Consider the following 19,806-nt stretch of genomic DNA (forward strand, 5'->3'; position numbering starts at 1 on the left):
TCCTAGAACCCCGTCTGCGCTTCCAGCTTCCCGTCCTTGAGCCCCAGGACCCGGTCCATATGCCGCGCGAGTTCGAGGTTGTGGGTGGCGACGAGGGCCGCGACGCCGGTGGCGCGGGCCAGGGCGTAGAGGTTCTCGAACACGGCGGCTGACGTATGCGGATCGAGGTTGCCGGTGGGTTCGTCTGCCAGCAAGAGGCGAGGCGAGTTGGCGAGGGCCCGGGCGATGGCGACGCGCTGCTGCTCTCCGCCGGAGAGCTGGGCGGGCTGGTGCTTGACCCGTTCGGCCAGGCCGAGCTCCTCCAGCAGGAAGAAGGCGCGTTCGCGGGCGGCCTTGCGAGAGACCCCGGCGATCATCTGGGGCAGGGCCACGTTGTCCAGGGCCGAGAACTCCGGCAGTAGGTGGTGGGCCTGGTAGACGAAGCCGATGGTGTGCAGGCGCACCCGCGTCCGGACCCGGTCGCTGAGGTTGGAGCAGTCGCGGCCCTCGATGAAGATCTGGCCGGCGGTGGGGCGCTCCAGCAGGCCCGCGGCGTGCAGCAGCGACGACTTGCCCGAGCCCGAGGGGCCGATCAGGCCCACGACCTCGCCCGGCATGACGTCCAGGTCGGCGCCGTCGAGGACGGTGAGCGTTTTGTCGCCGCTCTGGTAGGTCCGGGTCAGGCCGCGGATGGCCAGGACCTGGTCGGGGCTGGAGGGGTCACTCATAGCGAAGCGCCTCCACGGGATCGAGGCGCGAGGCGCGCCAGGCCGAGGGCAGGCTGGCGATGAAGGTCATGGCGAGCGCGCCCGCGACGATGCCGGAGACCTCGATCCAGTCGATCTTGGCCGGCACGCGGGTGAGGAAATAGACGTCGGAATTGAACACCTGGGTCCCGGTCGCCCACTCCACCGCCTGCTGGATCTCGCCGATGAAGGTGCAGAAGAGCACGCCGATGGCCAGGCCCGTGGCCGTGCCCAGGATGCCGATGGTGGCGCCGGTCATGAAGAAGATGCGCAGGATGCTCCCCTGCCCCGCCCCCATGGTGCGCAGGATGGCGATGTCGCGGCTCTTGTTCTTCACCAGCATGACCAGGCCGGAGATGATGTTCATGGCCGCGATGAACAGCAGCATCATCAGGATCAGGAACATGACGTTCCGCTCCACCTGAAGGGCGCCCCAGTAGGAGGCGTTCTTCTGGGTCCAGTCGGTGACCACGGCGCCGGGGCCGGCGATGCGGGCCACCTCCGGCTTCATCCCAACCGCGTCGTCGGGATTGGCCAGCTTCATTTCCACGAAGTCGACGCTCTGGTCGCGGCCGAAGAACAGCTGGGCCTGGGAAAGCGGCATGTAGATGAAGGCCTGGTCGTACTGGCTCATCCCCACCTTGAAGGTGCCGGCCACGGTGTAGGACTTGCGCTGCGGCGTGGCGCCGAAGGCCGTGGCCCCGCCGGTGGGGGAGATCAGGGTCAGGGCGTCGCCGGCCTGGACCCCCAGATTGCGGGCCAGCTCGTCGCCCACCAGCACCAGGTCGCCGCCGTACTCGCCGTCGCCGAAGCCCTCCAGGGAGCCGGAGACGATGTTGCCCGAGATGATCTTGGTGGCCTTGAGGTCGGCTGGGGTGATGCCGCGCACGATGGCGCCGCTGATCTGGCCGATGCCCAGGGCCATGGCCTGGGCCTCGATCACCGGGGCGGCCTGGGTGACGCCGGGAATGGCGCGCAGGCGGTGGACCAGGGGGTCTTGGTCGGGACCCTGGAGGACGCCGCCGGCGACATAGACGTGGCCGTTGAAGCCGAGGATGCGGCTGAGCAGCTCGGAGCGGAAGCCGTTCATCACGCTCATGACGATGATCAGGACGGCGACGGCCAGGGTGATGCCGATGAAGGAGATGACCGAGATCAGGGCCACGCCGCCCTGGCTCTTCTTGGCGCGCAGATAGCGGCCGGCCACCGTGCGTTCCCACACCCCGAAGGGCGGGGCGCGTCCCCCCAGGGCCTGCTGGCTCACGCGGTGATCACCTTCAGGGCCTGCTCCAGGGGCAGGGTCTGCTTCTCGCCGGTGGCGCGGCGCTTGATCTCCACCGTGCCGTCGGCGACGCCCTTGGGACCCACCACCAGCTGCCAGGGGATGCCCACCAGGTCCATGGCGGCGAACTTGGCGCCGGGGCGCTGGTCGCTGTCGTCCAGCAGCGGATCCTTGCCCGCCGCGATCAGGGCTTGATAGGCGTTCTCGGCCACCTCATCGACGGCGGCGTCGCCGGGGCGCAGATTGATCACCGCCACGCCGAAGGGCGCCACGGCGTCGGGCCAGATGATGCCGGCCTCGTCGTGGCTGGCCTCGATGATCGCCCCGGTCAGGCGCGAGACCCCAACCCCGTAGGAGCCGCCGTGGATGGGGCGGTCCTGGCCGTCGGGCCCGGCCACCACGGCCTTCATGGGCTTGGAGTACTTCTCGCCGAAATAGAAGATGTGGCCGACCTCGATGCCGCGCGCCGACAGGCGCTTGTCCTCGGGGACGGCGGCGAAGGCGGCCTCGTCGTGCATCTCCTCGGTGGCGGCGTAGAGATTGGTGCGCTGCTCCACCAGGGGCTGGAGGTCGCCGTCCCAATCGACGTCGCCGGGGGCGCCCATCTCGATGAGGTCCTTGTGGCAGAAGACCTGGCTCTCGCCGGTGTCGGCCAGGATGATGAACTCGTGGGACAGGTCCCCGCCGATGGGGCCGGGGTCGGCCTTCATGGGCACCACATTGAGGCCCATCCGCGCATAGGTGTTCAGATAGGCGATGAACATGCGGTTGTAGGAGCGGCGGGCGGCGGCCTCGTCCACATCGAAGGAATAGGCGTCCTTCATCAGGAACTCGCGGCCGCGCATGACGCCGAAGCGGGGACGGCGCTCATCGCGGAACTTCCACTGGATGTTGTAGAAGTTCTTGGGCAGGTCCTTGTAGCTCTTCACATAGGCGCGGAAGATCTCGGTGATCACCTCCTCCGCCGTAGGCCCGTAGAGCAGGTCGCGCTTGTGGCGGTCGGTGATGCGCAGCATCTCGTCGCCATAGTCCTCATAGCGGCCGCTCTCGCGCCACAGGTCGGCCAGCTGCAGGGTGGGCATCAGCACCTCGATGGCGCCGGCGCGATCCATCTCCTCGCGGACGATCTGCTCGATCTTCTTCAGGACCCGCAGGCCGAGGGGAAGCCAGGCATAGATGCCGGCAGCCTCCTGGCGGATCATGCCGGCGCGCAGCATGAGCTGGTGGCTGACCACCTGGGCGTCGGAGGGGGCTTCCCGAAGCGTCGGCATGAAGTAACGCGAAAGACGCATCTGGCGAAGATTCCCGGACGAGGTTCAGATCAACGGCCCTGATAGCCGTCGCCCATGGACCTTGGCAACGAAGCTGGATGAAAAGAAGGCCGCCCAGGGAGGCGGGCGGCCTTCTCATCGTCGGGGAAAACGCCACGGGCGGCTTTTGGCTGCCCGCGATGTCCAATCAGGTAACCTGGGTTACGGCCGCCGCCGAAGGGGTTACGCCCCCGCCCCGCCGCCGCCCGGGTTTCGCCCAAACTTTGAGCGCGCCCGGGACGCGACGCCGCGTCCTTGGGCAATCAGCCCAGGCCGGAGGGCAGGCTGGGGAGCGGAATCACCTTGAAGTGCAGCAGCAGCCACAGGACGGCGAAGACGATCGCCGAGATCCAGGTGGTGGTGATGAACTTCTGCTTGATCTTGGGATCCACCGGCGCGGCCGGATCGCCGCCGTCGCCCTTGTCGATGCCGGCCTCGGCGTGGCTGGTGACCCCCAGCGGCAGGACGGCGAACAGCACCGTCCACCAGATGGTCAGATAGATGGCGACGCCGGTGAACCAGGTCATCAGTGGGCTCCCTTGGGGGTTTCCATGAGCTCGACCAGGACGCCGCCCATGTTCTTGGGATGGATGAAGATCACCGGCACGCCGTGGGCGCCGATGCGGGGCTCGCCGGTCCCCAGGACCGTGGCGCCCTTGGCCCGCATGTCGTCGCGGGCCACCAGGATGTCGGGCACCTCGAAGCAGATGTGGTGCTGGCCGCCCGAGGGGTTCTTGGCCAGGAAGCCGTGGATCGGCGAGGCCTCGCCATAGGGCTCGATCAGCTCGATCTGGCTGTTGGGAGTGTCGACGAAGCAGACCCAGACCCCCTGTTCGGGCAGGGCGAACTTCTCGCCGATGGAGGTGGCGCCCAGCAGGTCGCGATAGACCTTGACCGCCTCGTCGATGGAGGGGGTCGCGACCCCCACATGGTTCAGTTTTCCGATCATGGACCGTCCGCCTCAAATGATGGGCGAGGGTATAGACGAGTTCCGCCGGGTTAGGGGAACGCTCTGTGCGACTTCCCGCCGCTACTGCGTGAACAGGGCCGTGCCGCCGTCGCGCAGGTGGGCCAGGTTGGCGGCGGGGCCGAAGATGGCGCCGGCCGCCAGCAGCTCGGCGATGTGGGCGTGGGAATAGCCCATCTCCTCCAAGAGCTCGCCGCTGTGCTGGCCGAGGTCCGGGGTGGGGCGGTGGAAGCCCGCCGCGCCGCGGCCGAAGTCCGCATAGGACCGGACCCCCAGCATGTCCCCCAGGCGCGGATGACGCCAGACCTCGAAGACGTCGTTCTCCCACAGCCAGTCGCTCTCGAAGGCCTCATAGCCGCGCAGGACCGGGGCGCAGGGGACCTCCTGGGCCAGCAGGGCGCCCATCACCTCGTCGCGCAGGCGGCTGGCGAAGGCGAGTTCCAGGGCGCGGGCCAGGGGGCCGTCGCGGGGGGCGGCGAGCGCCGTCGCGGGGACGGCGACCCGAAGGACTCCCCCCACCGCGTCGGCCTGTTCGGGGGTCTCGCAGACGATGGCGATCCAGCCGTCGGCGCAGTTGTAGTAGCGGTGCAAGGCGCGCACGCCCAGGCAGTCGCGGTCGCCGACATCGTTGGCCGGCCGGCCCTCATAGGTGGTGACCTCCCCCAGCTGGAAAGTGAGGCTCTGGGCCATCAGGCTGGTGACCACCTCCTGCCCCTCCCCGGTCGTCTGGCGGGCGTTGAGGGCGGCGATGATGGAGAAGGCGACGATGGCGGCGGTGGCCACGTCATTGACCGGGATGGTGTGCAGGACCGGCTCGCCGTCCCCGCCCTGGGCGGCCATCATCCCGCCCTCGGCCTGCAGCAGGGGATCGAAGCCCGGCAGGTGCGCGCGGGGCCCCTTGTCGCCATAGGCGTTGATCGAGCAGGAGATGATCCTGGGATTGATCGCCTTGAGCGCCGCGTAGTGGATGCCCAGGCGCTCGCGGACGCCGAAGCGGTAGTTGTCGAGGATGACGTCGGCCTCGCGCACCAGGTCGAAGAACATCTCGCGGGCGGCCGGCTGCTTCAGGTCGATCCCCAGACCGCGCTTGCCGCGGTTATAGGCCATGAAGCCACCGCCATTGCTGCGGAAGGGGTCGCCCTCGATGGGCTCGATCTTGATGACGTCGGCGCCGAGATTGGCCAGGACGCCGCCGGCATGGGCCCCGGCGATCACCGTCCCCAGGTCGAGCACCTTGATCCCGGCCAGGGGCGCGGGACCGTCATTGGCGCCGGTGGGCTCCAGCCCGGGGCGCGGCCCCCAGGCGTTGCCGTTCAAGGGCTTGGCCAGGTGGCGCACCGAGCCCGGGGTCACCGTCAGGCGCGCGGGGACATTGGGCATGGCCACGGGGCCGAGCTGCGGGTGATCCAGGACCACCCTCGCCTCTCCGGCGGCGATGGCGTCTCCGGCGAACCAGGGCTCGCGCTCGCCCACCGGGGCGCAGGGGACCCCGTGACTCTGCAGCAGGGTCAGCCACTCGGCCCGGGGCCGGGTCTTGAACACCGCCTTCAGGGCCTCGCGGGCCAGCAGGGGATCGGCGGCGAAGGTCTCCCAGTGGTCAGCCAGGCCGAGCGCCTGGATGGCGCGGTGGTAGAAGGCCACGAACAGGGTCGCCAGGAAGAACCACTGGCCGTCGCCGCACTCATAGAGCCGGTAGCTGGGAGAGGCCCCGAGCGGCGCGCCGCGGGGCAGAGGCGGGTCGGCCAGGACCCGGACCGGGCCGGTGACTTCCGAGACCCCGTGCAGGCCGCTGACGATGACGGCCTGGCCCTTGCCGCTCCGGTGGCGCTCGTGCAGGGCCGCCCCGATGGCCGCGGCGCCCATCACGCCCTGGCCATAGTGGCAGAGGGGCAGGATCAGGTGGATGGGCTGGTCGGAATAGGCGCCTTGCCGGAACGCCACCCCGCTGAGCGCCGTCAGCAGGCTGTGGTGGGAGGGCAGCTGGCTCCAGGACCCCGTGGTCCCATAGGGCGGCATCCAGGCGTGGATCAGGGACGGATGGGCCTCGGTGAGGGTGCGGGCGTCGAGGCCCAGGGCCTCCAGCTTGCCCGGCGTATGGTCGAAGAGGGCGACGTCGGCGAGCGCGATCAGCTCTCGGGCGCGAGCCAGGCCTTCCGGCGTGGCGAGGTCCAGGGTCAGGAGCTGCTTGTTGCGGTTCCAGGTGAGGTAGCCGGGATGGCCGGCCATGCGATCGCCCTGGGGCGGCTCGACCTTGACGACCTCGGCCTCGAAGTCGCCCAGCAACATGGCCGCCATGGGACCGGGAAGCCCCTGCGTAAAGTCGACGATGCGCACGCCGGCGAATGCGGACATTTCGAGCGCCCTCCCTGGTGCGGGGCGCGTCGTGTCGCGCGCCCTCGCGGAGCTCGCGGGCCGCGAGCCGGAGGACATCAAACCATACCCGAGCCTTGAAACAAGCCCGACCGGTCGGTCGGTTAGATGCGCAGGACCGTGGTCTCCACCACGGGACGGCGGCCCCATACCCTTTGGCTCGCCTTCTTCACCGCCCGCGAGATGGCCTTCTCGATGGCCTCGTCGTCGTCCCGCTCGGGACCCTTGAGGCGGTCGAGGGCGCGTTCGGCCTCGTCGGCGAGGTCGTCCATCATCTCGTCCATCGGATAGTCCTCCTCGGCGGGCAGGCCGAGGGCGCGGACCTGCGGGCCCGAGACGATCTTGCCGCGGGGGTCCAGGGCGACGGAGACGGCCAGCATGCCGTTGAAGGCGGCGTGGCGGCGTTCGCGCAGGGCGTCGCCGTTCTCCGGGGTCAGCATGCCGCCGTCGACATAGATGCGGCCGGCGGGAACCTCGTCGATGATCTCGGCGCGGCCGGGCGCCAGGCGGACCATGTCGCCGTTGCGGGGCGAGACGGTCTGCGGAACCTGCAGGTCCTTGGCGAAGGCGGCGTGCTCCAGCAGGTGGCGGCGCTCCCCATGGGTGGGCACGGCGATCTGCGGCCGGGCCCAGGCGTACATCTGCGCCAGCTCGTCACGGCAGGGGTGGCCGGAGACGTGGATGCCCGGATGGTCGCGCTCGGTGTAGAGCCGCACGCCGCGGTCGGCGAGGCGGTTCTGCAGGGCGCGGATCGGCACCTCGTTGCCGGGAATGACGCGGGAGGAGAAGACGCAGGCGTCCCCCTGCCCCAGCTTCACGAAGGGGTGGGAGCCGTCGGCGATGCGGAACAGGGCCGCGCGGGCCTCCCCCTGGCTGCCGGTGCACAGATAGAGGATGCGGTCCTCGGCGAAGTCGCGGGCCTCGTTGTCGGGGATGAAATCCTTGAGGTCGGTCATCATGCCCACCGACTTGGCGGCGGCCGCCATGCGGTGCATCGAGCGGCCCACCAGGCAGACCCGGCGGCCGGCGGCCTCGGCGGCGCGGATCACGGAATCCATGCGCGCCACGTTGGAGGCGAAGCAGGCCACGGCCACCTTGTGATGCAGCCCCTTGATCAGGCTGGAGAGCGCGTCGCGGACGTCGGCCTCGGAGCCGGCCGTGCCGTCGACGAAGACGTTGGTGGAGTCGCAGACCATGGCCAGGACACCTTCGTCCCCCAGCTTCTTGATGGCGTCCTCGTCGGTCACCGAGCCCAGGACGGGATCGGGATCGATCTTCCAGTCGCCGGTGTGGAGGATGGTGCCGAGCGGGGTGCGGATCGCCAGGCCGTTGGGCTCGGGGATCGAGTGGGTGAGCGTGATCAGGTCGATCTCGAAGGGACCCAGGGTCACCTTGCCCCCCAGGGGCACCTCGACGATCTCAGCCCCGGCGGCGGCCGGGTTCTCCCGCAGCTTCTCGCGCAGCAGGAAGGCGGTGAAGGGCGTGGCGTAGAGCACGCCGCCCAGGCGCGGCCACAGGCGCGCGACGGCGCCGATATGGTCCTCGTGGGCGTGGGTCAGGACGATCCCGAGGATGTCCTTCTTGTGCGCCTCGAGGAACTGCGGGTCGGGCAGGATGATCTCCACCCCGGGCGTGGTCTGGTCGCCGAAGGTGATGCCGAGATCGACCACGATCCATTTCCGCGCGTGCGGGGGACCGTAGCCGTAGAGATTGAAGTTCATTCCGATCTCGTTCGAGCCGCCGAGCGGCAGGAAAACGAGTTCGTCGTCAGGTTTGGGTTTCACGAATTATGCCTTCGCCGGGTTTCGGCGGTGAATTTCCAGCATCCCACGGATGGTGAGATCGGGATCAAAATGGTCGATGGCGCTGGTGGCGCCGTGGAAGAGAGAGGCGACGCCGCCCGTGCCGATCACGGTCATCGGGCGGCCCCACTCGGCCTTGATACGGGCGACGAGACCTTCGATGAGGGCGATATAGCCCCAGAACACGCCGGCCTGCATCGCTTCCACGGTGTCCTTGCCGACGACATGCTCGGGCCGCTGGATCGCGACACGGGGCAGCTTCGCCGCCGCCGTATGCAACGCCTCCATCGACAGGTTGATCCCTGGCGCGATGGCGCAGCCCTCAAGACCGCCATCGGCGGCCACCACGTCGAAGGTGGTGGCGGTGCCGGAGTCGATGACGATGAGGTCGCCCGGATAGACGATATGCGCCCCAATTGCGTTCACAAGACGGTCGGCCCCGGCCTCGGCCGGCTTGGTGATGCGCACCGGAATCCCCAGCTCGGCGTTCTCGCCGATCACCAGGGGCTCCACGTGGAAATAGCGGCGCGACAGGTTGCGCAGGTTGAAGATCGACTGCGGCACCACGCTGGAGATGATGCAGGCGTCCAGGACGCCGAACTGCAGGCCGGCCATGTTGAGGAGCTGGGACAGCCAGACCGCGTACTCGTCGGCGGTGCGGCTGGAGTCGGTGGCCGCGCGCCACTGGGCGATCCAGCTTCCGCCATCATGGACGGCGAACAGCGTGTTGGTGTTGCCCTGTTCGATGGCGAGCAGCATGTCAGGCCCCTCCGAAGAAAACGTCGCCGGCCGTTATGCGCAGAACCGCGCCGTCGTCCAGTCGCAGGCGCAGCGCGCCATCCAGGTCCAGGCCCTCGGCCACCCCCCGCAGGGTCTGGTTGGGCAGACGGGCCTCGCAGGGCTGCCCCAGGCCGTGGGCGCGCTCGGTCCATCCCTTGGCGATGGGGGCGAAGCCCTCCCGCTCCCAGGCCAGGCGCCAGCGCTCGAAGGCCTGGGCGAGCACCTCCAGGGCCGCGCGCGGCGTCGGCGGCGGGCCGTTCATGAACTCGGCGAAGTCCGCGGCGGGGCGCTCCACGTCCTGGGGGGCGTGGGCCAGGTTGATCCCGATCCCCACCGCCAGCCACAGGCGACCGTCCGGCAGCGGGCCGGACTCCACCAGGATCCCGACGGCCTTGCGGCCGTGGATCAGCAGGTCGTTGGGCCATTTCACGGTGGCGACGCCGGCGCCCAGGCAGGTCTCCGCCAGGTCGGCGGCGGCGAGCGCCGCCACGAAGGAGATCTGGGCCGCCTCCCCCGCCGGCTTGTCGGTGGGAAACAGCAGGGTGGCCGCCAGGTTGCCGGATCTGGTCTGCCAGTCACGGCCTCGCCGACCGCGGCCGGCGGTCTGGGTCAGCGCGGTGATCCAGACGGGGCCGACCTCGCCCGCCTCGGCGCGGCGGCGCGCCTCGGCGTTGGTGGAATCGATCTCGTCGTAGGACTCGATCGGCGGAAGCGTCACCTAGACCAGGCCGAAGGCGGCCGCGGCGGCCTTGGCCAGCGGGTCGATGAAGACCAGCGCGCCGAGCACCAGCGGGAAGGAGAAGAGGGCCGCGGCGATGGCGATGGTGCGGGCCTCGGCCGGCGGGGCGTCCGTGCCGCCGACGCCGCCGTCGAACCACATGACCTTGATCAGGCGCAGGTAGTAGAAGGCCGCCACGACACTGCCCACCAGACCGATGACCGCGGCGACGCCGAGGCCGGAATTGATGGCCGCCTTGAAGACGTAGAACTTCGCCCAGAAGCCCGAGAAGGGCGGCAGGCCCAGGGCCGACAGGGAGAAGACGGTCATGGCGATGGCGATGCCGGGACGCTCCTTCATCAGGCCGGCCATGTCCTCGATGGTCTCCATCGGCTTGCCGGCCCGGGACAGGGCCGCCAGGCAGGCGAAGAAGCCGGTCACGTCGACCATGTAGAGGACCATGAAGACCAGCATGGACTGCACGCCCTCGGCGCTGCCCGAGGCCAGGCCCAGGACCGCGTAGCCGACATTGGCGATGGAGGAATAGGCCCACAGGCGCTTGAGGTTGCTCTGGGCGAGGCCTGCGAAGGCGCCGACCGCGATGGAGACCAGGGCGATGATCACCAGGACCTGGCTCCACTGGGCCGAGGCCCCCTGGAAGCCTTCGCTGAGCGCGCGGGCGAACAGCACCATGGCCGCCAGCTTCGGCGCCCCGGCGAAGAAGGCCACGACCGGGGTCGGCGCGCCCTCATAGACGTCCGGCGTCCACATGTGGAACGGGGCGGCGGAGACCTTGAAGGCCAGGCCGCAGATCAGGAAGACCAGGCCGAACAGCACGCCCGTCCCGGCCCCGGCGTGGACCGCCACGGCGATGTCGACGAACTTGGTGGAGCCGGCGAAGCCGTAGATCAGCGAGGCGCCGTAGAGCAGGAGCCCTGAGGAAAGCGCGCCCAGCACGAAGTACTTCAGGCCGGCTTCCGAGGCCTTGGCGTCGTCGCGGTGCATGGCGGCCAGGACGTAGAGGGCCAGGGACTGCAGCTCGACCCCGACATAGAGCGAGATCAGGTCGCCGGCGGCCACCATCATCGACATGCCGAGCGCGGCCAGCAGGATCAGGACCGGGAATTCGAAATTGCGCACCCCGCGCCGCTCGAACCACTTCTGGCCGAGCGGGATGGCCACGGCGCTGGCGGCAAAGATCGCCACCTGGCTGAAGGCCGAGGCGGCGTCGGCCACCAGGCCCCCGGAAAAGCCCCTGCCCTGCGCCCCGAAGGCCGCGGCGTAGCCGGCGCCCGCGAGGGCGGCGACGGCGCCGATGGACAGCAGGTTGGTGGCCCGCGGCGCGAAGGCCCCGACCACCAGGAGCAGGAGGGCGGCGCCGGCCAGGATCAGCTCGGGACCGGCAAGGGCGATATCGGCGGAGAAGTTCATGGATAAGAGCCCCTAGGCGCCGATGGCCGCGCGGTAGACCGCGACGAGGTTGTCGACCGAGGACTGGGTCAGGTCGAAGACGGCGGCCGGATAGATGCCGAGGTAGAGGGTGGAGGCGATCAGCGGCGCGAAGATCGCCACCTCGCGCCAGTCGAGGTCGCCGATCTCGGCCAGGGCCGGATTGGTGAGCTCCCCGAAGATCACCCGACGATAGAGCGACAGGGCGTAGACCGCCGAGAGGATCACCCCGCTGGCTGCCACCAGGGCCGTCCAGGTGGAGACGCCGTAGGTCCCGGTCATGGTCAGGATCTCGCCGACGAAGCCCGAGGTGCCCGGCAGGCCGACATTGCCCATGGTGAAGAGCATGAAGACCGCCGCGTACCACGGCATGCGGTTCACCAGCCCGCCGTAGAAGGCGATCTCGCGGGTGTGCATGCGGTCATAGACCACGCCCACGCAGAGGAAGAGCGCCCCGGAGATCACCCCGTGGCTGAGCATCTGGAAGATGGCCCCCTGCACGCCGATGTCGTTGCCGGAGAAGATGCCCATGGTCACGAAGCCCATGTGGGCCACCGAGGAATAGGCGATCAGCTTCTTGATGTCGGTCTGACGGAAGGCCACCAGCGAGGTGTAGACGATGGCGATGACGCTCATCGCGAACACCAGGGGCGTGAAGTACTCCGAGGCCTGGGGGAACATCGGCAGGCTGAAGCGCAGGAAGCCGTAGCCCCCCATCTTCAGCAGGATGCCGGCCAGGATCACCGAGCCCGCGGTGGGCGCCTCTACGTGGGCGTCGGGCAGCCAGGTGTGGACCGGCCACATGGGCATCTTCACCGCGAAGGAGGCGAAGAAGGCCAGCCACAGCCAGGTCTGCAGGTGCGGGTCGAACTTGTAGACCATCAGTTCGGGGATCGAGGAGGTGTGGGCGATCCCGATCATGCCGAGGATGGCCGCCAGCATCAGGACCGAACCCAGTAGGGTGTAGAGGAAGAACTTGTAGGCCGCGTAGACCCTGCGCTTGCCGCCCCAGATGCCGATGATCAGGAACATCGGCACCAGGCCGAACTCGAAGAAGGCGTAGAACAGCACCAGGTCCAGCGCGCAGAACACGCCGATCACCAGGGTCTCCAGGACCAGGAAGGCGATCATGTATTCCAGCACGCGCGTCTCGATCGTCTTCCAGGAGGCCGCGATGCAGAGCGGCATGAGGAAGGCGGTGAGCAGGACGAACAGGATGGAGATCCCGTCCACGCCCATACGGTAGTGCAGGCCCGCGAACCAGGGGGCGTCCTCGACGAACTGGAAGCCCGGATTGGCCGGATCGTACTCCGCCACCAGCAGGACCGAGAGGGCCAGGGTCGCGAGGGTGGTGACGAGCGCGATCCACTTGGCGGCGCTGACGGTCTTGGCGTCGTCGGTGCGCGCGAAGAACCTCAGGATGAGGATGGCTGCGACGCCCAGCAGGGGGGCGAAGGTGACGCCGGAGAGAAGGCCGATCATGATCCCGCTCCCGCTCAAGCCTGCCACTGGAAGACGGCGAAGGTCAGGAGACCCAGCACGCCCAACAGCATGACGAAGGCGTAGTGATAGACATAACCGGTCTGCAGCAGACCCGCGCGGCGGCCGATGTCATAGGACACCGCCGAGACGCCGTCCGGACCCAGGCCGTCGATGATCTTCTGGTCGCCGCCCTTCCAGAACAGGTCGCCCAGGAACTTGGCCGCCCGCACGAAGGTCGCCTCATAGAGCTCGTCGAAGTACCACTTGTTGTAGAGGAAGCTCCACAGCGGGCCCTTCTTGGCGGCGATCCGCGCGCCCATCCCCTCGTTGGCGATGTAGTAGTACCAGGCCGCCAGGAAACCGATCACCGAGACCACCAGGGGCGCCCACAGCAGCCATTCCGGCGAGTGGTGAGCGTGTTCCAGGACGGTGTTGGTGGGCGCATTGAAGATGGCGCCGCGCCAGAAGGCGTTGCGTTCCTCGCCGACGAAGGACTCCACGAAGACGTAGCCGGCGGCCACGGCGCCGACCGCCAGCGCGATCAGCGGGACCAGCATCACCAGCGGGCTCTCGTGGGGCTTGTGGTCTCCATGGCCGTGGGCGTCGTGATCGTCCGGCAGCGGCTCGCTGTGGGTCTCGATCTGGGCGTGGCTGGCGTGGTCGTCGGCGGCGTGGGCGTGATCGTCATGCGCCCACTTCGGCGTGCCATGGAAGGTCATGAAGGCCAGGCGCCAGGAATAGAAGGCCGTGAGGCCGGCGGCGCTGAGGCTGACCAGGAAGGCGAAGAAGGCCACCGGGTTGTGCTGGCCCGCGGCGAAGGCGGCCTCGATGATGGTGTCCTTGGAATAGAAGCCGGCGAAGCCCAGCTCCACGCCCGGGATGCCGAAGCCGGTGATGGCGAGCGTCCCGATGGTCATGACCGCATAGGTCACCGGCAGGTATTTCCACAGGCCGCCCATCTTCCGCATGTCCTGCTCGTGGTGCATGCCGTGGATCACCGAGCCCGCGCCCAGGAACAGCAGCGCCTTGAAGAAGGCGTGGGTGAAGAGATGGAACATGGCCGCCTGATAGGCGCCCACGCCGGCGGCGAAGAACATGTAGCCGAGCTGCGAGCAGGTCGAATAGGCGATGACCCGCTTGATGTCGTTCTGGGCGAGACCCACCGTGGCGGCGAACAGGGCCGTCACCGCGCCGATCAGGGTGACGATCTGCTTGGCGACCGGCGCGTACTCGAACATCGGCGACAGCAGGCAGACCATGTAGACGCCGGCCGTCACCATGGTGGCGGCGTGGATCAGGGCCGAGACCGGGGTCGGGCCTTCCATGGCGTCCGGCAGCCAGGTGTGCAGGAAGAACTGGGCCGACTTGCCCATGGCGCCGACGAACAGCAGGGCGCAGGCCAGGTCCACGGCGTGGAACCAGTGGCCGGCGAAGAACCAGCCCTTGTCGGCGAACTCCGCGACGCGCGGGAAGATCTCGGCGAACTGCACCGTGCCGAACATCCAGTAGACGGTCATGATGCCGAGCGCGAAACCGAAGTCCCCCACCCGGTTGACCACGAAGGCCTTGATGGAGGCGGCGTTGGCGGTGGGCTTGTGGAACCAGAAGCCGATCAGCAGGTAGCTGGCCAGGCCCACCCCTTCCCAGCCGAAGAACAGCTGCATGAAGTCGGCGGCGGTGACCAGGGCCAGCATGGCGAAGGTGAACAGCGACAGATAGGCGAAGAACCGCGGCTTGGACGGGTCCTCGGCCATGTAACCCCAGGAGTAGAGGTGCACGAGCGAGGAGACGCTGGTCACCACCACGAGCATCACGGCCGACAGGGTGTCGATGCGGATCGACCAGTTGGACTGGAAGTCGCCGATATTGATGAAGGGCAGGATGTGGACGGTGAACCGGGCCGGCCAGTCGCCCCAGATCACCCCGTAGAAGGTGGTCCAGGCGATGGCGCAGGACAGGAACAGGGCGCCGGTGGTGAGCGCCTGGGAGGCGACATTGCCGATGCGGCGGCCCGACAGGCCCGCGATGGCCGCGGCGACCAGGGGCGCGAAGACCGCGATGGTGACGAGAAGCTGAGGGGTCATGGCGGGGTCCTCAGCCCTTCATCACGGAGACGTCGTCCACGGCGATGTCGCCGCGGTTACGGAAGAAGGTGACCAGGATGGCCAGGCCGACGGCGGCCTCGGCCGCGGCCACGGTCAGGACGAACATGGCGAAGATCTGCCCCGTGACGTTGTGCAGATAGACCGAGAAGGCCACCAGGTTGATGTTCACGGCCAGCAGGATCAGCTCGATCGACATCAGGATGACGATGATGTTCTTGCGGTTCACGAAGATCCCGAACACCCCGATGGTGAACAGGATCGCCGCGACCGCCAGGTAATGGGCGAGCCCGATGCTCATTCGTCGATCCCCGCGCCGGGTTTGATGGAAATGACCCGCATGCCGGTCTTCGGCTCGCGCGCTACCTGGTCGGCGATCACCTGCCGGCGGACGCCGGGCTTATGGCGCAGGGTCAGCACGATGGCGCCGATCATGGCCACCAGCAGAACCATCCCCGCCGCCTGGAAGAAGTAGACATAGTCGGTGTAGAGCACCCGCCCGATGGTCTCGGCGTTGGAGATGTCCACGCCCGAGGCGGCCGGGGTGTCGTTCAGCCGCGCGGCCCCGCCGGTGGAGACCGCGGTGGAGACCAGGATCATCTCGAAGGCCAGGACGCCGGCGACGCCCGCGCCCAGGGGCATGTAGCGGGCGAAGCCCTGGCGGAGCGCGGTGAAGTCGACGTCGAGCATCATGACGACGAAGAGGAACAGCACCGCGACGGCGCCGACATAGACGACCACCAGAAGCATGGCGAGGAACTCGGCCCCAAGGAGCACGAAGAGCCCCGCGGCGGAGAAGAACGTCAAGATCAGGAACAGGACCGAGTGCACGGGACTGCGGGCCGAGACCACGCAGAGCCCGGCGACCAAGGTCACCGCCGCCAGCAAGTAGAATGCGATCGCCTGAACGGCCATAACGGCTTGTCTCAGCCCCTCAATTTCAGTGACCGGCGCCTGACGGCGACGCGGTGATTAGCTTTCGGAATCGCGCCCGGGTCTTACCGGTAGGGCGCGTCCAGTTCCAGATTCTTCGCGATCTGCCGCTCCCAACGGTCCCCGTTATCGAGCAGGCGTTCCTTGTCGTAATAGAGCTCCTCGCGGGTCTCCACGGCGTATTCGATGTTGGGCCCCTCGACGATGGCGTCCACCGGGCAGGCCTCCTGGCACAGGCCGCAATAGATGCACTTCACCATGTCGATGTCGTAGCGGGTGGTGCGGCGGCTGCCGTCGGCGCGGGGCTCGGCCTCGATGGTGATGGCCTGGGCCGGGCAGATGGCCTCGCAGAGCTTGCAGGCGATGCAGCGCTCTTCGCCGTTGGGATAGCGGCGCAGGGCGTGCTCGCCACGGAAGCGCGGCGACTGGGGCCCGCGCTCATAGGGATAGAGCACGGTGGCCTTGGGGCGGACCATGTACTTCATGGCCATCCCGAAGGCGCCGACGAAGTCCATCAGCGCCGCGCCTTTCACGGCCTGGGTGATACGCTGCATCATCTTGGCGTCACTTTCGTTTGCAGACGTAGGCGGTGATCGACTGAGGATCACCCTCCTTCGCCAGCTTCAGATCGCCGCCCTTGGCCAGGCATTCGGCGCGGGCGGTCTTCAAGGCGTCATAGCTCGCCACCCCGCCATTGGGGGTCACGCCGCTGGCGCAGGCGGCGCAGAGCAGGGTCGCGGAGAGGGCGAGCAGGATCTTCATGCGGGGACGGGCCCGAACACGCGCCAGGCCGCCACCAGGACCACGGCGACGAGGGAGGTGGGCAGGAAGACCTTCCACCCCAGGCGCATCAGCTGGTCGTAGCGGTAGCGGGGCACGATGGCCTTGGCCATGGCGATCAGGAAGAAGAAGAAGCAGGTCTTCAGGAAGAACCACATCAGGCCGTAGAAGCCCTGCGCCAGGTCGCCCCACTGGTGGACGAAGGCGAAATCGATGGGCGCCTGCCAGCCGCCGAAGAACAGCAGCGAGATCAGCGAACACATCAGCACGATGTTCACCAGCTCGCCGATCATGAAGAGCAGGAACGGGCTGGAGGAATATTCCACCTGATAGCCGGCCACGAGCTCGGACTCGGCTTCCGGCAGGTCGAAGGGGGGGCGGTTGGTCTCGGCCAGGGCCGAGATGAAGAAGATCACCGACATGGCGAACATCACGATGGTGATGGGCCAGTTGTGCAGGCCGCCGCCGAGGAAGTTCCAGTTCCAGAACCCGCCCGCCTGCTTCTCGACGATGGTCATCAGGTTCATGCTGCCGCTCAGCAGGATGACGGTGATGATCACGAAGCCGATGGAGACCTCGTAGCTGACCATCTGGGCCGCCGAGCGCAGGCTGCCCAGGAAGGGGTACTTCGAGTTCGAAGCCCAGCCGCCCATGATGATGCCGTAGACGCCCAGCGAGCTGATGGCGAAGAGGTAGAGCACGCCGACATTGATGTTGGAGATCACCCAGCCCGGCGCGAAGGGGATCACCGCCCAGCCCACCAGGGACAGGAGGAAGGTCAGGACCGGCGCCAGCAGGAAGACCGCCTTGTCGGCGCCGTCGGGGATGACCAGCTCCTTCAGCACGAACTTGATCAGGTCGGCGAAGGATTGCAGCAGGCCGAAGGGGCCCACCACGTTGGGGCCCTTGCGCATCTGGACGCCCGCCCAGATCTTGCGGTCGGCCAGCATGAAGAAGGCCAGGCAGACCAGCAGTGGCAGGATCACCAGCATGATCTTGCCGACGGTGATCAGGGTCCAGCCGAGCTGGGTGGCCCAGAAATTGATGGTCGGATCCATCCCCTACTCCGCCGCGATCTTGGAGGCGCCGGCCGCCACGGCCGCGCACTCGGCCATCGTCACGCTGGCGCGGGCGATGGGGTTGGTGAGGTGGAAGGCGCGCACCGCGCTGGTGAGCGGCGCGTCCGTGGCCGATCCGGCCGCCGGGATGCCCGACAGGTCGATGGCCGAGGCCGCCGCGCCCGGCGCGTAGTCGATCCGTCCGAAGGTCGGATGGTCGGCGAACAGCTTGGCGCGCAGCTGGGCCAGGGTGTCGTAGGGCAAGGTGGCGCCCAGGCGATCCGACAGGGCCCGCAGGATGGACCAGTCCTCGCGGCCCTCGCCCTTGGGGAACACCGCGCGCTGGCCCATCTGGACCCGGCCCTCGGTGTTCACATAGAGGCCGTCCTTCTCGGTATAGGCCGCGCCCGGCAGGATCACGTCGGCCATGTGGGCGCCGGCGTCGCCGTGGGTGCCCATATAGACGGTGAAGGCGTCGCTGGCGGTGGCGTCGATCTCGTCGGCGCCCATCAGGAACAGCACGTCCATAGCGCCGGGGGCGACCATCTGGACGGCGGTCTTGCCGCCCTCGCCGGGGATGAAGCCCAGGTCCAGGCCGCCGACGCGGCTGGCGGCGGTGTGCAGGACGTTCCAGGTCATGCCGAAGGCCTTGGCGACCTCCGCCGCGGCCTTGGCGATCGCCCCGCCGTCGGCGCGGCCGAGCGCGCCGGCGCCGAGGATGATGGCGGGGTTCTTGGCCGCCTTCAGGCGTTTGACGAACTCGCTCTTGGACTTGGCCAGGCCCGACAGACTGGCCGAGCCCGCGCCGAGATACTCATAGCCGTAGGTCAGGTCGGCCTGGTCGCCGATGACGCCGACTTCCAGGGCGCCGGCGACCCAGCGCTTGCGGAACCGGGCGTTGAGCACCGGCGCCTCCAGGCGCGGATTGGTCCCGACCATCAGGATAACGTCGGCGTTCTCGACGCCGGCGATGGTGGAGTTGAACAGCCAGGTCTCGCGGGCGCCGGCGCCGAGCGCCATGCCGTCCTGGCGGCAGTCGAGGTTCTTCACCCCCAGGGATCCGAAGAGGTCCTTGGCGGCCTTCATGGACTCCGCGTCCTGCAGGTCGCCGGCGATCACGCCGATGCGGTCGGGGCTGGCGGCCTTCAGCTTGGCGGCGACGAGGCTCAGCGCCTCGGCCCAGGTGGCGGTCCGCAGGCGGCCGCCTTCACGGATAAAGGGCTTGTCGAGACGCTGGCGGGACAGGCCATCGACGGCGTAGCGGGTCTTGTCGCTGATCCACTCCTCGTTGATGTCCTCGTTCAGCCGCGGCAGCACGCGCAGCACCGCGGGGCCCCGGCTGTCGACGCGGATAGCCGAGCCCAGCGCGTCCATGACGTCGACGCTCTCGGTCTTCTTCAGCTCCCAGGGCCGGGCGTTGAAGGCGTAGGGCTTGGAGGTGAGCGCGCCCACCGGGCAGAGGTCGATGACATTGGCCGACAGTTCGCTGGCCACGGCCTTGTCGAGATAGGTCGTGATTTCAACGTCTTCGCCGCGGGAGATGAGACCGATGTCGGGCACGCCGGCCACTTCGGTGATGAAGCGGACGCAGCGGGTGCACTGGATGCAGCGGGTCATGACCGTCTTGATCAACGGCCCCATGAACTTCTCTTCGACCGCGCGCTTGTTCTCGCCATAGCGGCTGTCGTCGCGGCCATAGCCCATGGCCTGGTCCTGCAGGTCGCACTCGCCGCCCTGGTCGCAGATCGGGCAATCCAGCGGGTGGTTGATGAGCAGGAACTCCATCACCCCCTCGCGGGCCTTCTTGACCATCGGCGAGTTGGTGATGATCTCCTGGCCATCGGAGGCCGGCAGGGCGCAGGAGGCCTGCGGCTTGGGCGGGCCGGGTTTCACCTCGACCAGGCACATGCGGCAGTTGCCGGCGATGCTCAGCCGCTCGTGATAGCAGAAGCGCGGGATCTCCTCCCCGGCCAGCTCCGCCACCTGCAGAACCGTCATGCCGGGTTCGAACTCGACCTCGACGCCGTTGACCTTGGCTTTAGGCATCT

The 19,806-nt window shown here is 68.3% G+C and carries 18 protein-coding genes; all 18 read right to left on the bottom strand.

Translation table 11 applies throughout. The features are described from left to right. Positions 1-2: 2 nt before the first annotated feature. On the bottom strand, positions 3-707 hold the full coding sequence (locus tag ACO06I_RS05065) for an ABC transporter ATP-binding protein (protein WP_421931510.1): 705 nt from the start codon (positions 705-707) through the stop codon (positions 3-5). Beyond that, positions 700-1,989, bottom strand: a complete 1,290-nt coding sequence (locus ACO06I_RS05070; protein WP_421931511.1) for a lipoprotein-releasing ABC transporter permease subunit — start codon at positions 1,987-1,989, stop codon at positions 700-702. Before ACO06I_RS05070 ends, ACO06I_RS05065 begins: the two co-directional genes overlap by 8 nt. Further along, positions 1,986-3,299 (bottom strand): proline--tRNA ligase, encoded by a 1,314-nt coding sequence (gene proS / locus ACO06I_RS05075; RefSeq protein ID WP_421931512.1) that lies wholly within the window; start codon positions 3,297-3,299, stop codon positions 1,986-1,988. The genes ACO06I_RS05070 and proS overlap by 4 nt, the downstream gene beginning before the upstream one ends. 281 nt (positions 3,300-3,580) lie before the next feature. Continuing rightward, on the bottom strand, positions 3,581-3,844 hold the full coding sequence (locus ACO06I_RS05080) for a DUF1467 family protein (RefSeq protein ID WP_421931513.1): 264 nt from the start codon (positions 3,842-3,844) through the stop codon (positions 3,581-3,583). Beyond that, positions 3,844-4,266: a methylmalonyl-CoA epimerase gene (gene mce / locus ACO06I_RS05085; RefSeq protein WP_304696957.1), complete on the bottom strand. Its 423-nt coding sequence runs from the start codon at positions 4,264-4,266 to the stop codon at positions 3,844-3,846. Before mce ends, ACO06I_RS05080 begins: the two co-directional genes overlap by 1 nt. A gap of 81 nt (positions 4,267-4,347) precedes the next feature. Beyond that, a complete protein-coding gene (locus ACO06I_RS05090) occupies positions 4,348-6,636 on the bottom strand; it encodes a CaiB/BaiF CoA transferase family protein (protein ID WP_421931514.1) in 2,289 nt (762 codons plus the stop codon). 122 nt (positions 6,637-6,758) lie between these two features. Further along, positions 6,759-8,375 (bottom strand): ribonuclease J, encoded by a 1,617-nt coding sequence (locus ACO06I_RS05095; RefSeq protein WP_421933599.1) that lies wholly within the window; start codon positions 8,373-8,375, stop codon positions 6,759-6,761. A gap of 66 nt (positions 8,376-8,441) precedes the next feature. Further along, entirely contained in the window at positions 8,442-9,215 is a 774-nt protein-coding gene (locus tag ACO06I_RS05100; RefSeq protein ID WP_421931515.1) for a type III pantothenate kinase, read from the bottom strand. 1 nt (position 9,216) lies between these two features. Further along, complete coding sequence (locus ACO06I_RS05105) at positions 9,217-9,954, bottom strand: biotin--[acetyl-CoA-carboxylase] ligase (RefSeq protein WP_421931516.1); 738 nt, start codon at positions 9,952-9,954, stop codon at positions 9,217-9,219. After that, positions 9,955-11,385: an NADH-quinone oxidoreductase subunit NuoN gene (gene nuoN / locus ACO06I_RS05110; RefSeq protein ID WP_421931517.1), complete on the bottom strand. Its 1,431-nt coding sequence runs from the start codon at positions 11,383-11,385 to the stop codon at positions 9,955-9,957. 12 nt (positions 11,386-11,397) lie between these two features. Beyond that, positions 11,398-12,885: an NADH-quinone oxidoreductase subunit M gene (locus tag ACO06I_RS05115; RefSeq protein WP_421931518.1), complete on the bottom strand. Its 1,488-nt coding sequence runs from the start codon at positions 12,883-12,885 to the stop codon at positions 11,398-11,400. A gap of 14 nt (positions 12,886-12,899) precedes the next feature. After that, positions 12,900-14,969, bottom strand: a complete 2,070-nt coding sequence (nuoL, locus tag ACO06I_RS05120) for an NADH-quinone oxidoreductase subunit L (protein WP_421931519.1) — start codon at positions 14,967-14,969, stop codon at positions 12,900-12,902. 10 nt (positions 14,970-14,979) lie between these two features. Continuing rightward, positions 14,980-15,288, bottom strand: a complete 309-nt coding sequence (gene nuoK / locus ACO06I_RS05125; protein ID WP_304780140.1) for an NADH-quinone oxidoreductase subunit NuoK — start codon at positions 15,286-15,288, stop codon at positions 14,980-14,982. Then, positions 15,285-15,902, bottom strand: coding sequence for an NADH-quinone oxidoreductase subunit J (locus tag ACO06I_RS05130; protein ID WP_421931520.1), 618 nt, complete (start codon positions 15,900-15,902; stop codon positions 15,285-15,287). Before ACO06I_RS05130 ends, nuoK begins: the two co-directional genes overlap by 4 nt. An 83-nt stretch (positions 15,903-15,985) precedes the next feature. Continuing rightward, positions 15,986-16,477 (bottom strand): NADH-quinone oxidoreductase subunit NuoI, encoded by a 492-nt coding sequence (gene nuoI, locus ACO06I_RS05135; RefSeq protein WP_421931521.1) that lies wholly within the window; start codon positions 16,475-16,477, stop codon positions 15,986-15,988. A 7-nt stretch (positions 16,478-16,484) separates the two neighbouring features. Then, positions 16,485-16,682, bottom strand: a complete 198-nt coding sequence (locus ACO06I_RS05140; RefSeq protein ID WP_421931522.1) for a hypothetical protein — start codon at positions 16,680-16,682, stop codon at positions 16,485-16,487. Next, positions 16,679-17,758, bottom strand: a complete 1,080-nt coding sequence (gene nuoH / locus ACO06I_RS05145) for an NADH-quinone oxidoreductase subunit NuoH (protein ID WP_421931523.1) — start codon at positions 17,756-17,758, stop codon at positions 16,679-16,681. The genes ACO06I_RS05140 and nuoH overlap by 4 nt, the downstream gene beginning before the upstream one ends. A gap of 3 nt (positions 17,759-17,761) precedes the next feature. After that, positions 17,762-19,804 carry an NADH-quinone oxidoreductase subunit NuoG gene (nuoG, locus tag ACO06I_RS05150; RefSeq protein ID WP_421931524.1) on the bottom strand — a complete coding sequence of 681 codons (2,043 nt, stop codon included), beginning with the start codon at positions 19,802-19,804 and terminating at the stop codon, positions 17,762-17,764. Between the last annotated feature and the right edge of the window lie 2 nt (positions 19,805-19,806).

The sequence above is a fragment of the Phenylobacterium sp. genome, assembly GCF_965229015.1.
In the GTDB taxonomy this organism is placed as follows: Bacteria; Pseudomonadota; Alphaproteobacteria; order Caulobacterales; family Caulobacteraceae; genus Phenylobacterium.

Coding starts and splice junctions, on each gene's coding strand:
- ACO06I_RS05065 (WP_421931510.1), bottom strand. CDS start 707: ATGAGTGACCCCTCCAGCCCCGACCAGGTCCTGGCCATCCGCGGCCTG.
- proS (WP_421931512.1), bottom strand. CDS start 3,299: ATGCGTCTTTCGCGTTACTTCATGCCGACGCTTCGGGAAGCCCCCTCC.
- ACO06I_RS05080 (WP_421931513.1), bottom strand. CDS start 3,844: ATGACCTGGTTCACCGGCGTCGCCATCTATCTGACCATCTGGTGGACG.
- mce (WP_304696957.1), bottom strand. CDS start 4,266: ATGATCGGAAAACTGAACCATGTGGGGGTCGCGACCCCCTCCATCGAC.
- ACO06I_RS05090 (WP_421931514.1), bottom strand. CDS start 6,636: ATGTCCGCATTCGCCGGCGTGCGCATCGTCGACTTTACGCAGGGGCTT.
- ACO06I_RS05095 (WP_421933599.1), bottom strand. CDS start 8,375: ATGAACTTCAATCTCTACGGCTACGGTCCCCCGCACGCGCGGAAATGG.
- ACO06I_RS05100 (WP_421931515.1), bottom strand. CDS start 9,215: ATGCTGCTCGCCATCGAACAGGGCAACACCAACACGCTGTTCGCCGTC.
- nuoN (WP_421931517.1), bottom strand. CDS start 11,385: ATGAACTTCTCCGCCGATATCGCCCTTGCCGGTCCCGAGCTGATCCTG.
- ACO06I_RS05115 (WP_421931518.1), bottom strand. CDS start 12,885: ATGATCGGCCTTCTCTCCGGCGTCACCTTCGCCCCCCTGCTGGGCGTC.
- nuoL (WP_421931519.1), bottom strand. CDS start 14,969: ATGACCCCTCAGCTTCTCGTCACCATCGCGGTCTTCGCGCCCCTGGTC.
- nuoK (WP_304780140.1), bottom strand. CDS start 15,288: ATGAGCATCGGGCTCGCCCATTACCTGGCGGTCGCGGCGATCCTGTTC.
- ACO06I_RS05130 (WP_421931520.1), bottom strand. CDS start 15,902: ATGGCCGTTCAGGCGATCGCATTCTACTTGCTGGCGGCGGTGACCTTG.
- nuoI (WP_421931521.1), bottom strand. CDS start 16,477: ATGATGCAGCGTATCACCCAGGCCGTGAAAGGCGCGGCGCTGATGGAC.
- ACO06I_RS05140 (WP_421931522.1), bottom strand. CDS start 16,682: ATGAAGATCCTGCTCGCCCTCTCCGCGACCCTGCTCTGCGCCGCCTGC.
- nuoH (WP_421931523.1), bottom strand. CDS start 17,758: ATGGATCCGACCATCAATTTCTGGGCCACCCAGCTCGGCTGGACCCTG.
- nuoG (WP_421931524.1), bottom strand. CDS start 19,804: ATGCCTAAAGCCAAGGTCAACGGCGTCGAGGTCGAGTTCGAACCCGGC.